This is a genomic window from Bacillus sp. PK6-16, assembly GCF_056530295.1.
Map to the genome: position 1 here is coordinate 2,747,699 of NZ_CP096511.1, position 15,145 is coordinate 2,762,843.

Sequence of the window (15,145 nt, forward strand, 5' to 3'; positions counted from 1 at the left end):
CTAGAAATATCAAAATAAATAAAATAGTTTGCCTCCAATAATTAGAAATTATATATTTTGTTATGAAAAAAATCCCCTCCCTATAAAAAGTATAGGAAGAGGTTTCAAAACTAGTTAGATCAGAATCTATAAATTCATTGAGTTCTAGCCAATTCTAATATTTTTCGAATAAACGGCGCTTTTGCCTTTGTATATGAAACACGATCAAAAGCATATGTAATAGCAAGCCTCTCCTTTAATTCTCTATATTCTTTACGTGCCCATTCATGGCTTATTAGAAAGTCACGAAATAAAATATTGTTTCTCCACTCATCGCTGTTATAAATATAAATATGCAAATGATGAGTACCCGCTCTCCATCTTCCCTTTCTAAAAAAACGCCAATTGGTTGCATCTTTTGTAACATACTCATATCCAATTTCCGATAGAACTTCAATCCAGTTTTCAGTAATTTGTAAGTCTGTTACGCCAATCATCATATCAATAAGAGGTTTAGCTCCTAATCCTTCTACTGCTGTGCTCCCTATATGTTCAACAGCGATTATTTCTTGTCCTAACAAGGAACAGAATTTCTCTTCTTCTTTTATATACTCTTCAACCCAGTCTTTTTGATACGGTTTAATAACAATTTGTTGATCCATTATACTCACCTCTCTATAAGTGTTTATCATTATATTTATAAAATTTTATGTTGTTAGCATAGGATTTCTATAAAATATGTCGAATAGTGGAATGTACAACTTAATTATATTAAATGTGAGGTAATCTATGAAAGATAATTCCGTCGAAATTCAGTTAAATAACGTAACATTCCAATTAAAAGAATATCATAATTTTGATTGGCTTATTAAATTAGGGACCGTATTTGCAGTTTTTGACCAGCAAGATTCAGGGAATATAAGTTTTGGTGTAGAAAAAGATGGGCATAAGAAATTTATCAAATACGCAGGAGCACAAACAATTGCATATGAAGGAACAACGGGTGATGCTATTAAAAGGCTAAAAAATTCAGTTACTATCTATGAAGATTTAAAGCATGAATCGCTCATAAGACTAATTAATCATTTTTCAGTCCAATCTGGATATGTATTAATTTTCGATTGGTTTGATGGTGAATGTCTTCATTCGCATTGGAGTTTCCCACCTCCTGAAAAATATAAAAATCCAAACTCACCATTTTATAAATTTAGGCATTTATCTGCTATAGAACGAATTCATTCCTTACATTCCATTTTTTCTTTCCATAGTTATGTAGAAAAGAAAAACTATGTAGCAATAGATTTTTATGACGGTAGTATTTTATATAATTTTAATACAAACGAAACAAAAATTTGTGATATAGATTTATACAGTAAGAAACCTTACATAAATAGAATGGGCCGGCTATGGGGTTCCTCCCGTTTTATGTCACCAGAGGAATTTGAACTAAACGCAACAATTGATGAAAGAACAAATGTATTTAATATGGGAGCAATGGCTTTCTCACTTTTAGGCGGTGAAAAAGATCGTTCTTTTATAAAATGGGAAGCAAGTAAGGAATTATATGAGGTAGCGTATCGCGCTGTAAATGCCACTCGAGCAGAACGGTATGCATCAGTTATAGAATTCTATGAAGCGTGGTTAAAAGCGAATAATGCGGAAAGGATATAACCCTAAATTATTAAAAGAAATATAGAGTTTATACTATTATCATGTATAATACATATGAAAAGGAAATTCAGAATAACGAGGCAAATATTATGGACTTTGTTTATATTAATCAAAACGTATTAAATAATCTTCTATACATTCTATGTAGTATATTTGTTTTTTATTTCATATATGATAGCAGGCATTATTTGAAAAAATACAAAATATTACTGATTACCCTTTGTTCTAGTATCCCGCTTATTTTATGTATGCGATACCCTATCTATATGGATGAAAGTTGTATTCATGATTTAAGACAAATTCCGGTCATAATAGGTACGCTTTATGGTGGATTCCCTGTCGGTATCATATTGTTTACAATTTTATTAATTACAAGAGTTTTATTTTATGGCTTTAACATGCTAACAGTCGTTGTTTACGGAATAATGTTCATCGTTACAGCACTCGCATCTTCAAAATTTAATACATATAATAGAAAACTTAAAGTAGCTTTTTCCATGTTTTTAACCTTTTTCCTAGCAATATTTACAACTTTAATTGTATTAACTTTATCAGATTTTGAAGTAAATAATTTGTATATTATTTATTTCATGGTATTACCGACTACTTTAATGTTATTTATTGTTTATATAAATGAAGTTATAAAAGATGCTGTATTAATGCGCTCTAAATTAATTAAAATGGAAAAAATGGAGATTGTTAGCCAACTCGCTGCAAGTATATCGCACGAAGTAAGGAATCCCTTAACGGTTGTAAAAGGATTTACACAGCTTTTAAAAACACCAAATTTAACTCCTGAATCAAGAGACGAATATATTAAACATATACTTGAAGAGTTAAATCGTGCCCAAGAAATTATCGATGATTACTTAACGTTTGCCAAACCTGCTCCAGAAAAATTAGATCAAATTTCAGTAAAACAAGAGTTAAATCGAGTTATTAATATGATATTGCCATTGTGTAATATGAATACGATACATATTACACAGGATTTTTCTGAGGCAACCATTGTTGGTAATAAACAGCACTTTCAACAATGTTTTTTAAACTTAATAAAAAACAGTATTGAAGCAATGCCTAATGGTGGTACCTTAAATATTTCCTCATCTATCAATAATAGTAAAGTTGAAATACGAATTGAAGATAGCGGAGTTGGAATGTCACAGGAGCAAATACATCGATTCGGTGAACCGTATTTTAGTACAAAAACAAAAGGAACTGGTTTAGGTACAATGGTTGCTGTTAAGATTATTGAGACGATGCATGGAAGTTTAAAAATCCGAAGTATCGTTAGTAAAGGAACGACTTTAACGATTACGTTCCCGAAATATAGTAAGAATACGCATTTAGACAAATAAAAAAGGAGCATAGTTGCTCCTTTTTTATTTGTTTCGATACATAAGTATCTTCAATGTTTTTTTAGTTTACATTTGTGAAGACTAATTAAAAATTAGTATCCTCCGCCCCAGCAGCTGCATCCTACAATTATTAATAGAATGAATAACACAACTAGTAAAGCGAAACCTCCACCAAAACCACAAGAACCACCGTAACTCATATTTTCTCCTCCTTTTGGTTTGAAAACTAATAGGTAGTTGATCATTTTAACTGGTTCGTATTATACATTATGTATATATCCCTTTTTTGAGCATGTCTACATAAAAATTAGTAAAAGCACTCGTTTAAAGAGTACTTTAAAATGGATACCAAAAGTTTTGAAATACGTTTAATTTTAAATATACCGCAACAATAAATATGAAAATACCGGCAAATAAAGCAATGAAATCTTCACGTTTCGCCTTACTTGTATAAAACCATGTACGTTTATCCTTCTTTCCAAATCCTCTTAAATCCATTGCATTTGAAACCGTATCTATTCTTTCTAGAGAATGAATGATTAGTGGCCAGAAAATTAAAACACGGTTCTTCATACGAACCCATAAACTTGCTTCTCCTTTTTCAAAAGCCACTCCTCTCGCTTCTTGCGCGTGTTTAATAATTTTATACTCAGACTGGATGTCAGGAATATAACGTAGTGCAATATTTATTGCATATGTAATCTTATAATGAATACCAAGTTTACTTAAGCTACTTACAAATTCGCTTGGATCTGTCGTGTAAATAAAAAGAAGTGTAAATGGTAATAACGTAAAATACTTTAATGAAAGTGTAGCTGCATAAAATAATGTTTCATATGTAATCGTTGCATATCCAACATGTAAAAACGCGGTATATGATTCAGTTAATTCAGATCCATGAGTTGGTGTAATAAATAAAATCATGACAGAGTTTAATAAACTAAATGTAAATATGACACTAAAAACAATTAAAATTTTACGAAATGGAATTTTAGCAATGCTGAGTCCGATACACCCAATAATAAATAATATTAGTAACACCCGAAAATCAAAAAACAAAAAAGTAAGCGTCATACAAAAAATAAATAAAAACAATTTCACTAACCCATCCATACGATGAAAATATGTACTATGCACCTTCCTCCCTCCTATTACTGTCTAAATAAAGCTCCATAAATTTTTCTGGACATGCAATCCCACTAAATTTAACAAGCTTGGTTAAAGAACTCTCTCTTAAGTTGGCTCTTTGCAACGTTTCTTGATCGCCTAATACATCAAACACTGTATTATCCGCAATAATTTTCCCTTCATGTAGAACTACTGCACGGTCTGTATATTCTAGCGCGAGATTCATATCGTGAGTGATAAAAACAAATGAAATTCCCTTTTTAGCTAGGTTTTTAATAAACGACATAAATTGTTTATAATGATAATAATCTTGTCCCGCTGTCGGTTCATCTAATATGATAAGCTTAGGATTTGTTGTTAATACAGATGCGATTGTTAGTCTCTTTTTTTGCCCATAGCTTAGTGCTTGAATTGGCCAATTACGAAATGGATATAAACCACAAATTTTTAAAATCCCTTCTACTTTATTCTTAATTTCTTCCTTAGAAAAATTATGTAATGTTAATGTAAATGAAACTTCTTCAAAAACAGTAGACTGTGTAATCATATGATTTGGATTTTGCATCACGTAAGATATGATTTCCCCACGTTTACGAATAGACCAAGAACTAATATCTTCACCTTTTAACGAAATTTTCCCATTTTTCATTTTGTTTATACCTATAAGACTATGAGCTAATGTTGATTTCCCTGCTCCATTATGTCCTAACAGTGCCACAATTTCTCCTTCATATATTAAAAGGTTTACATTTTCTAATACTTTTTGTTTATTAGGATATGAAAATGATAAATTCTCCACTTTAAGTAATTCCTTGTTTTTAGCATTCCTTTCTAATATGACTTGTTTCTCCATCCACTCTTTTATAACGTTGCTTACCTTTTCTTTTTGAAGGTTTTCCATTGGATATATTACGTCATTATTACGATCAAAATGTAATCTCTTTAATGCTTCGATGTAAATAGGCTCTCTTAAGCCAATACGTGGTAATATATTTGACGCTAAGATTTCTTTTGGTGTTCCCATCGCAATGACTTTACCTTCATCAATTAATATAACTTTGTCTAAATCCAGTTTTAAAATTTCTTCTATCCTATGTTCGATAATAACAATCGTTTTATTATACTGCTCATGTATATCTTTCATAAGTTCTATCGTATGTATGGCGCTTAGTGGATCTAAGTTCGCTAATGGTTCATCGAACAATAATATATCCGCATTCGTTGTTAATAAACCAGCAAGAGAAACTGTTTGCTTTTGACCTCCTGATAATTCATGTGGACTTTGTTTATGAAACGTATGCATCTTCACCTTTCTTAATGAGTCCGAAACAATCTTTTTCATGTTATCTTGCTTTACACATTCATTTTCTAAATAAAAAGCTACATCTTCTTCTACTGTCAGACCAATAAATTGAGCATCTTGATCTTGTAAAATTGTTCCTACCTGTTTACTTTGTTCAAAAATACTTCCTTCCCTTGGGTCTTTACCGGCAATTAAAACGTTACCTGTGCTATTCCCTTCGTAAGAAAATGGGATTAGCCCATTTATACAATGAGCTAATGTCGACTTTCCTGAACCACTTCGTCCAGCAATTAATACTTTTTCCCCAGGGTATATATGAAAGGTAATATCACTTAAAGTAGGCTGCGCAGCATGCCCATATTGAAAGGTGAATTGTTCAAACGAAATAATTGGTTGCATGTTAACATCCCTACTTTTCAATTTTTAAATGTGTATGTTTCTTATTGGATTTCGCCAAACCAATTGTAAGTGGCAATCCAAGTATTAAGAAAACGATGACATCGGAAATTGTTGCTCCTAATACTTGGATAACAATTTTGTCAAATGGTTCTCCCATCACAATAATATCGAATGCCCCAGCAAATATAATAGCAATGACAATACCAACTAGCCCAGTAATTGCTAAATAAGAAATATCTCCCTTGTTAAACGACCCGTTTTTCACACTAAAACCAACTCTTTTTTGAATAAGCCCCATTGAAAAACCAATAATTCCTGAACTAATAACCCATCCCCACCAAATACCCCATCCAGCAATCGTATCTGTTACGGTATGACCGATAAGTCCAATTAACAGTCCTGCCACTGGACCAAATAATGCTCCAAAAACAGTTAATATAGCTAATGCTGGTTTAATAAATGTATTCGGTGCAATAGAAAATCCCCAAAGTCCTAATATCCCGTATAATGCTGCTCCAATACCGATTGCTACTACTAACTTTGTTGATAATTTATTCATGACAATTCCCCTCTCATATTAGTCAACTTTTATTACTCTATATTTAATTTAAAAATGAATTATGCATCGACACTCCCTTTCTATACAACAAAAAAATGACCTCTTACATAAGAGGTCATTTTCTTTCACTTTCAAGAATCCTCTTATCTTTCAAAAAACACATCGTGTCCTCTGCGGAATTAGCACCTTCCTATAAAATTGCATAGGGGTTGCTGAGGTTTCTTAGGGCCGTTCCCTCCACCTCTCTGGATAAGTATTAATTTGTAATTCGTATTATGGCACTAAAGAATGTAAATTTCAACACTTTTCTTACTATTTTTATTTTTTATTAAATAGCACATTTAAATCATTGTATTCTTATCGGAATTGTGAAATAATGAATTCAAAATCGTTTCGGGAGGAATGCATTATGAAAGTTATTGGTTTGATTGGAGGATTAAGTTGGGAATCTACATCATTATACTATAAACATATTAATACACTTACACTCTCTCAATACGATCAAAATGCGAAGCTAATTTTATATAGTATGGACTTTGGTGAAGTAACTACTTTATTACAAAACTATCAATATGAAGAAGTGAAAAATGAACTAGTTACAGTTGCAAAGAAAGTTGAAAAATCTGGGGCTGAATGTTTATTAATGTGTTCAAATACTGTACATCTATTTGCCGAGGAGGTAGAACAAGCAATATCTATCCCGCTTCTTCACATTGGTGATGTAAGTGCTAAAGAAATGGTAGAACAGAATATAAAACGTATCGGACTATTAGGAACAAAACAAACGATGGAGCAAGATTTCTATAAATCACGATTAGCGAAATATAACATTGAGACAATTATCCCAAATGACGAGGAAAGAACTTTTATCCACCATGTCATATTAGATGAATTAAGTAGAGGGATCATTTCAGAAACATCTAAAAAAAGGTTATTACAAATTACAAAATCATTAATTCAAAACGGCGCTGAAGGTATATTATTAGGCTGCACTGAAATACCTTTACTCATCTCCCAAAATGATCTTACTGTTCCCGTTTTTGATACTGCTTTTTTACATGCAAATACTGCTGTACAATTTGCTGGATAAGAATACACAAGCATAAAGGTGAGAACCTCTATGCTTGTATACAGTTACGACTATTTATCCCGCTATTTGCAGGCAGTAAAGCCCCACCAATTAAAGTTTTACTTTATTTAAAAGAGATTCAATAACTGCAATGGCTTCTTTTGAACCACCACATTCTAAAAAGCTATCATTAAGTTTTCTTATACCATGTTTATACTTTTCATTTGAAAGTACATCTGTTACGGCCTCTTTTAAAGTGTACACATTAACATGTTCTTTCAATAGTCTATGTGCTGCTTCCAGTTCAGTTAATCTTTGCGCTATCATAGGCTGATCTTTATCATGCGGTATTATTACAAATGGGACATTATAATGAATGGCATCGTGTACGCTATTCATACCGCCATGTGTAATAAAAACATCTGCTTCATTTAATATTTCTGATTGAGGTACGTATGGAGCAATTATAAAATTATCTGGCGTTTGCTTTATTTTTGAAATATCATTTCTATCACCAATTGCCATTACAACTATCCCATCAAAATCTGAAAAAGTATCAATACAAGTATTAAAGAATGGTTCGAGTCCTTCAAGCAGTGTTCCCATTGAAATGTAAATAACTTTCTTTTCTTTAAGTGATTCCAGTGGGAATTTTATATTTGTTTTACGCTTTGAAATACTCGGTCCAATAAAAATGTTATTTTCTCCGAACGATTCGCTATTAGGTTGGAAATAACGACTTGTGTATACGAGACAAACATCACCTTTATTATTCATAAATTGAAGATTATTCTTTGGTTTTACTCCAAATTTATGTTCCATCTGATTTAGTAATTTTTCAGAGATTTCCTCTGGTTGGAATGGCATATCTGCATTTGGATGAAAAGGTAATGTCTTCAAAAATTCTGGCGGAATTAAAAATATAGGTGAGGACACTACACCTGGAACTTGTAAATACTCCTTTACTAACTCTCCTGCGCCAAATATATCATACATTACGAAATCAAATTTTATACTTTTACATAATTGTTTCGTAATTTCTAATATATATATAGAAGTTTGAACATGCACATGAAAGAAAGCATTTAACCCAGATGAGGTTTCAGCATCAATAGAAATCTCTTTTAATAGATCCGGATGAGTATGTACAGTAGCTCCTAAATCTTCAATTCTATCCTTAAAGTTTGTCGTTGTAATATAATGTACGTTATCCCCTCGTTCAGTAAAGGCTTTTACTAAATTTAATGTAGGGTTTACATGTCCCTCTGCTGGAAAATTAACCACTAAAATATTTAGCACTTATTCCTCACTCCTTACATTTCATTGTTTTAATTAAGCATACTGTTATTTGTACAAGTAATCTTCCCCTAATAGTCCTAATATGCTTGCTACATTATATTGATAAATAATTTTCAGTCATCAACATAAAAAAAGCATCTACCTATGTAGATGCCTAACCGTGATAAGGAGTGTTCTGTGAGGTTAGAACAAGCGTTTTTGCTTGTCCTATGCTATCAATATATGATTTATTTTATAAAATGTGAATCGTTAATAGAATTATTTTATCCATTTTATATGATCAAATGGATAAAATACCATTTCTACTTTACCTATTATATTTGATTCATCAATAAGTCCAAGTGTATTCCTACTATCTTTACTATGATTACGATTATCACCTAACACAAATAATTTATGCGTAGGAACTTTTATTTCTCTAAAATTTGAAAAACGATTGGATACTTGTGACATATCTAAATGTATATACGACTCATCACGCTTTTTACCGTTAATAAATACCTCATCCTCTTTTAGTTGTATGTTATCCCCCGATAATCCAATAATTCGTTTCACATAGTAAGTAGGCTCGTCTTCTTTTTTTATAATGACAACATCTCCATGATGAAAAGACGATAAACAGACGTTTACCTTATTAACAAGTATATAATCTTTTTCATTCAAAGTAGGTTGCATCGAAATTCCTTCTACCATACAAAATAAAAAGGACTTATTAATAAAAATAACCCCTATTATAATGAATATGTAGCTACATATGTTCCTCCAATATTTTAGAATAAACAGCTTCATATATACCTCATTTCTAATCTATTCCCAGATAAAAACGCCTCTAGTTTACAGGAATGCTAGAGACGTTTCGTACATTTTAATTCTCTTTAGAGACATCTGTTTTTGGCGCTTCACCAGTTAATCGCTTATTTTTCAAATCAAAATAAGCATCTAAAACTTCTTTTCCAATATCGGAGTTAATGCCCGATTTATCATTTTCAACCCACGGTACTACAACAGAAAATGCTACTTCTGGATCATCATATGGCGCATATCCAGCTAATGTTAAGTTATAACATTCTCTACGATCGCCTTTCGCATTTCGCCCAATTTCATTTTCTCCACCATATACAGTTTGTGCGGTCCCTGTTTTACCAGCTGGTTTATATGGTGCTTTTTGGAACGCTCTTACTCCCGTTCCATCTCCTTCTTGAAATACTTTTCTAAATCCTTCTTTTACTTGATTAATATATTCTTGTTTCATATCGATTCTATTTAAAACAACGGGTTCTATTGATTGTACTACTTTACCAACCTCATCTTTTTGAACGGTTTGTTCTCTAATCTCTTGAACAATTTGTGGCTTCATTCGATACCCCCCATTTGCGATAGTAGAAATATATTGTGCAAGCTGAAGTGGTGTATACGTATCATATTGTCCAATAGAATAATCTAATAAGAAACCAGGCTGATTATCTTTTCTTCCAATTTGTCCTGCAGTTTCATTTGGTAAATCAATACCAGTTTGTACACCTAGTCCAAATTGCCTGAAATAATACCTCATTTTATCAAAATATTCTTGTTTAATATCTAGTGAACTATTTTTCACATAACCCACGCCAGCAATTTTTAATGCTATATTAAACATATAAACGTTTGAAGAAACTTGTAACGCTCTTAGATCGTCTATATCACCAAAATTTTTCCAAGACTTCTTTTCCTTAGTTCCTTTAAATTTCATAGGTGCATCATAAAAATGTGTTCCAGGAGTTATTGCATTTGTTTCAAACCCTGTTAACACTGTCGCACCTTTAACCGTTGATCCAAGCTCATATGAACTTGTCAGCGTGCCTAAAGCATAATCTTCAACTTCCATTTTCCCGTCTTTTTCTACAAGCCTTTTCCCAGCCATCGATAATACTTGGCCATTTTTCGGATTCATCATTACTACGAAAGCACGGTCTAACATTGATTCTGATCCTTTATATTGTTTTAATATTTTTTCTATGCTCTCCTCTACTTTTTTTTGCAATTCCATATCTATTGTTAAAGTTAAATTTTTACCGCTTTTCCCTTCCGAAACCGTTTCCGTTCTAATAGTATTTCCTTGTTTATCAGCAATGCTTCTTACTTCTTTTTTTGTACCATGAAGTACATCTTCGTATTGCTGTTCGATATAACTTTTGCCAACTCTATCATTTCGGCTATAATCACGCACTAAATAATAATCTAATCGTTCACGTGGCAATCCTTCATCAGCATTTGAAACGTTACCAAGGACAGAACGGAATAATCCATCATTTACATAGATTCTCTCCCAATCAACTGATGCGTCTACCCCTGGAAGGTTCGCTAAATTTTCACTAATCACCGCATATTCCTGTTCACTAACGTCCTTTTTAATAATTTGAGGTGCCATTTGAAAACCTGAGGTCATTTTACTTTTAATAGCTAACACTTCTATATCTTTAGCCGTTAGTTCTTGAAGATTTTTTTCTGTAACGCGCTTCCTTTTTAAATCTTCTATTTTTTTGTCTAGCTCTTTTCCGGTAATATCCTTATCTCGGAACTTATCTATTTCTTTTTTTGATACTAAGTCTTGAGCAAGTTCTGGATTTAATTGCATCCAAAAGTCTTTCTTATCAGTCTCAGTTAACTTATCTATATCTTCTTGTGGCATTTCAATAATATCTGCAAGTTGTCTTGCTGATTTTAATATTTCTTCTTGTTTTACACCTTTCACCTTTGTATATGTAATCGTACGTAAAGACTTATTATCAACTACTGGATTTCCTTCACGATCAAATATTTTCCCACGTGGTACAGAAAGGCCCACGGTTGCATTTTCTCTCTTCTCTACTTCATTTTTATATGTTTCTCCATCAAAAATTTGCACTTTCCCTAACTGAATAATAATGCCAGAAAATAATAAAAATACACAAAGGAATAAAATATTTAACCGGAGAGGTACTACTCTACCACTTTTCTTCTCTTGCTTTTTCACCTTGTCATAATCTCCTCCTTACAATATTTCAAATAATAATCACATTTCTATATTAAAAGTAATGTACAATTTCTATACATTACTTTGTACAAATATTAATATAATGTTTAAAACTTAATAGAAATTAAAACAAAGGTAAAGAAAAGGTAAAGTTTACTAAATTAAATATAAAAAATACCCAATAACAAAAAGCTTAGTTTTCACTAATCGCTTTGTTATTGGGTATTAATTGATTTAAGAATTACTACTAGTGCGTATTGCTATACATTTGTCGTCACAATTAGAAAGAGATTGTTTACTTAGTACTTTCGGTAAGTAAATAGTTACTGTTGTCCCGACACCAACCTCGCTCATGATACTAATTGTCCCTTGATGACTTTCAATAATTTTATAACTTAACATTAATCCAATACCAGTCCCTTTTTCTTTCGTACTATAAAAAGGTTCACCTAATCTCTTAATTCTTTCTTCAGGTATTCCTATTCCTTCATCTATTACATGAATGATGACACCATCATCATTTATTTCTTTTATGTGAATTGAAATTTCCCCACCATTTGGCATAGCTTCGATTGAATTTTGCAAAATATTAATAAATACTTGTTTCAATTGATTTTCTGAGCATTCAATAATTATATCTTTGTCATCCGTAAATAGTTCAACTTGAATATTTGTCATAATTGCTTTTGTATTCATTAACGATACGACATTTTTAAAAATTTGATAAATATTTTTCTTTTCTGTATTTATCTCATCTGTTTTAGCAATTGCCAGAAATTCTTGCAGGATCGCTTCTATCCTTTCAATTTCAGAGAGCATAAGATCAAAATATTTTTCTTGATCTTCTTTATTAATTTGAAATAACTGTATAAAACCTTTAATTACAGTTAAAGGATTTCTTACTTCATGAGCCACGCCAGCTGCTAATTGACCAATTGCTGCAAGCGTATCTGATTTATTTAGCAATTCTTCTGTCTTTTTTCGCTCTGTAATGTCGCGTACAATAATCATAATTTTATCATGTAATAATGGTAAGCACCTAGCCTCAAAGAAATCAATACTTCCATTAAGTGTGAGTGGATATTCTACAATTACATTCGTTCCTTTTTCCTTCACTTGATTAATGGCTTCCTGAAACTGCTGTGCTACTGACGTTGGTAATACTTCGTAAAACTTTTTTCCCATAAAAGCTTCTGCGGGTACGTAAAACTTTGTAGGAGATCCTGCCTTGTAATCTATAATTGTGCCATCATCTTCTGTTAAAAAACATAAATCTGGTAAAGCTTTAAAAATTAATTCCAGTTCAGATGTTTGTTGTTTTAACTGCTCTTCTATCGCTTTTAAATGTGTAATATCTACACCAACAGCCCAATAACTATATCCTGTTACAGGAAACTGTTCTGATATATTCGACCACATTATTGTTTTGATTTCACCATTTTTACATGTTAAGTGCATTTCCCAATCTCTGAAATTTTTTCCACAAGTTAAAAATTTCTTTTGTATTTGATGGCGATAATTATGATCAGGATACAATAATTGCAGTGCATTGGGATTTCCAATTATTTCTTCAGCGGTATAACCTGTTACAATTTCGCATTCTCGATTCCACAAAACAAAATCTCCATTATAATCAAGCGCATCTACCATAACAGGCATGTTTTGTAAAATCGTATGTAGTTCCTCCTCTTTCTGAGAAAGCAACGTTGTATTTTTACTTTGAAATACTTTTATTGCGCTATCTAAAATTAAACTTGAGAGCATTTCAAAGTATTTTTGACAACTGAAAATTTCACTTTTTTTGGACCATACAACAAAAGATCCTAAATGTTGATTGTATAAGAAAATGGGGATTTCAATCTTTGGAAGTTTACTCTTTTTTATCTCATTCATTCCGAATGAAAAAACACACTCTTTTTCAGCATCAAGAAGTTGATGTGATATGTTAGTTAATTTATAAAATTGTTCTGCCATGGTTTCTATTGTACTCACATCAATAAGTTCCATTAGCCGCGAATTCATTCCTTTTTCACCTCAATATGTAAAATTAATACAAATCTAAAATTCATACTTCTCCATTATACGAAGAAAGCTAGTGTAGGTATATAGCTGTAGAATAATTATTCGAACAAATTTTATTTTTCAATTAAAACAAGAAAAGAATATATATACTGAATATACCTTTAATTAGTATATATTTCGTTGATTCCTCACTTATTGTCTAGATAACTTGAATTCCTCCTTACATTCACTGAATTTTCACTCGAGAGTCATACACGTTACTAATAGCGGTATAAACATGCAATAAGTATAAAGTTCATAAAATATTCACAATTTTTATGAAAAATATAAACATTTATTCCAATATATTCTATATAATAAAATGTAATAAGGCTTCTATGAATCTCATAGAATACCTTACCCCTAATAAAAAAGAAAAAAGAATCCATTTGGATTCTTTTTTCTTTTTTATTTACATTACATATTTATATAAAGCATGTGCCACACCATGTTCTTCATTTGATAACGTTTCGTATTTACACATTGCTTTTATTTCTTCTACTGCATTCCCCATTGCAATTGATATGTTCGCTTTTTCCATCATAGAAACATCGTTTAGCCCATCACCTATCGCTACAGTGTTTTCAACCGGAATATTAAGATGTTCTGCTAAAGTATATAATCCATTCCCTTTTTGAGCATCTCGATGATTAATCTCTAAATTGTGCCAATATGAAGATGTAATTGCTAAATCTGTATTATGAAGAAATGTTTCTTTTAGTTTTTTTAATTTCTCAATTTCATAAGAAAATGGTAATAGTTTATGCACATGTATATCTGTTTCTACAATTGGTTTACAACTTTCCGCACTATGAAACGCTGTATGCTCAAGATATAATGCTGCGATTGTTTCTAACTCTTTCAAGTCGAAATTTTCTTTTGAATTCTTCACATGCTCAATTTCATTACGTACACTCTCTACTCCATAATCCGGTACATACACACCTTTATCAGTATAGAGCTGATAATATAAACCATTCTCTTCAAGATATTCTACAATTTCAAGTGCCTGCATATTTTGAATTGGATATCTCTTCATCATTTTTTTATCTTTATATATAAGAGCACCATTTTCCGCAATGATTGGACACTCTAAATCAACTTCTAACAATAATCGCTCAATGTCAACAATAGAACGTCCTGTACAAATTGCTACAACATGGCCAGCTTCTTGACATGTTCGAATTGCTTCTGCATTTTCTTTACTTATCATTTTATTCCCCGAAAGAAGAGTTCCATCTAAATCAATTGCAATTAATTTCATTATTTCTTCACCACTTTCTATAAATACACGAGTTCTAATTAATTATTAGGTATCGTTTTCATA

The 15,145-nt window shown here is 31.5% G+C and carries 13 protein-coding genes and 1 riboswitch; of the genes, 3 read left to right on the forward strand and 10 right to left on the reverse strand.

What is annotated here, in order from left to right; all coding sequences use genetic code 11:
* Window positions 1-134: 134 nt before the first annotated feature.
* Window positions 135-641, reverse strand: a complete 507-nt coding sequence (locus M1D66_RS14185) for a GrpB family protein (RefSeq protein WP_242554538.1) — start codon at window positions 639-641, stop codon at window positions 135-137.
* 127 nt (window positions 642-768) lie between these two features.
* Between M1D66_RS14185 and M1D66_RS14190 the strand changes: the two genes are divergently transcribed.
* Together M1D66_RS14190 and M1D66_RS14195 are read left to right on the forward strand one after the other, a co-directional pair.
* The gene (locus tag M1D66_RS14190) at window positions 769-1,650 is read left to right on the forward strand and encodes a protein kinase domain-containing protein (RefSeq protein ID WP_086385688.1); all 882 of its coding nucleotides are present in this window, start codon (window positions 769-771) and stop codon (window positions 1,648-1,650) included.
* Window positions 1,651-1,739: 89 nt separating this feature from the next.
* Window positions 1,740-3,008, forward strand: coding sequence for a LytS/YhcK type 5TM receptor domain-containing protein (locus M1D66_RS14195; RefSeq protein WP_086385687.1), 1,269 nt, complete (start codon window positions 1,740-1,742; stop codon window positions 3,006-3,008).
* A 92-nt stretch (window positions 3,009-3,100) separates the two neighbouring features.
* Here M1D66_RS14195 and M1D66_RS14200 read toward each other — a convergent pair whose 3' ends face one another.
* The 4 genes from M1D66_RS14200 to M1D66_RS14215 form a co-directional block, all read right to left on the reverse strand.
* Window positions 3,101-3,208 (reverse strand): YjcZ family sporulation protein, encoded by a 108-nt coding sequence (locus M1D66_RS14200; protein ID WP_000120182.1) that lies wholly within the window; start codon window positions 3,206-3,208, stop codon window positions 3,101-3,103.
* Between the two features lie 136 nt (window positions 3,209-3,344).
* A complete protein-coding gene (locus M1D66_RS14205) occupies window positions 3,345-4,145 on the reverse strand; it encodes an energy-coupling factor transporter transmembrane component T family protein (protein ID WP_086385686.1) in 801 nt (266 codons plus the stop codon).
* On the reverse strand, window positions 4,138-5,838 hold the full coding sequence (locus tag M1D66_RS14210) for an ABC transporter ATP-binding protein (RefSeq protein ID WP_001182513.1): 1,701 nt from the start codon (window positions 5,836-5,838) through the stop codon (window positions 4,138-4,140). The genes M1D66_RS14205 and M1D66_RS14210 overlap by 8 nt, the downstream gene beginning before the upstream one ends.
* Before the next feature lie 10 nt (window positions 5,839-5,848).
* A complete protein-coding gene (locus M1D66_RS14215; RefSeq protein ID WP_086385685.1) occupies window positions 5,849-6,397 on the reverse strand; it encodes an ECF-type riboflavin transporter substrate-binding protein in 549 nt (182 codons plus the stop codon).
* A 140-nt stretch (window positions 6,398-6,537) separates the two neighbouring features.
* Window positions 6,538-6,653: riboswitch (SAM riboswitch) on the reverse strand.
* A gap of 153 nt (window positions 6,654-6,806) precedes the next feature.
* On the opposite strand from M1D66_RS14215, the gene M1D66_RS14220 reads away from it, so the two are divergent.
* On the forward strand, window positions 6,807-7,487 hold the full coding sequence (locus M1D66_RS14220; RefSeq protein WP_000864374.1) for an aspartate/glutamate racemase family protein: 681 nt from the start codon (window positions 6,807-6,809) through the stop codon (window positions 7,485-7,487).
* 90 nt (window positions 7,488-7,577) lie between these two features.
* Here M1D66_RS14220 and M1D66_RS14225 read toward each other — a convergent pair whose 3' ends face one another.
* From M1D66_RS14225 to M1D66_RS14245, 5 genes are all read right to left on the reverse strand, one after another.
* Window positions 7,578-8,765: a macrolide family glycosyltransferase gene (locus M1D66_RS14225; RefSeq protein ID WP_000932164.1), complete on the reverse strand. Its 1,188-nt coding sequence runs from the start codon at window positions 8,763-8,765 to the stop codon at window positions 7,578-7,580.
* A gap of 258 nt (window positions 8,766-9,023) precedes the next feature.
* Window positions 9,024-9,554, reverse strand: coding sequence for a signal peptidase I (lepB, locus tag M1D66_RS14230; RefSeq protein WP_041183985.1), 531 nt, complete (start codon window positions 9,552-9,554; stop codon window positions 9,024-9,026).
* A gap of 76 nt (window positions 9,555-9,630) precedes the next feature.
* On the reverse strand, window positions 9,631-11,757 hold the full coding sequence (locus tag M1D66_RS14235) for a peptidoglycan D,D-transpeptidase FtsI family protein (RefSeq protein ID WP_086385683.1): 2,127 nt from the start codon (window positions 11,755-11,757) through the stop codon (window positions 9,631-9,633).
* Between the two features lie 234 nt (window positions 11,758-11,991).
* A complete protein-coding gene (locus tag M1D66_RS14240) occupies window positions 11,992-13,779 on the reverse strand; it encodes a PAS domain-containing sensor histidine kinase (RefSeq protein ID WP_001088561.1) in 1,788 nt (595 codons plus the stop codon).
* Window positions 13,780-14,230: 451 nt separating this feature from the next.
* Entirely contained in the window at window positions 14,231-15,082 is an 852-nt protein-coding gene (locus tag M1D66_RS14245) for a Cof-type HAD-IIB family hydrolase (protein WP_000766385.1), read from the reverse strand.
* Window positions 15,083-15,145 lie beyond the last annotated feature (63 nt).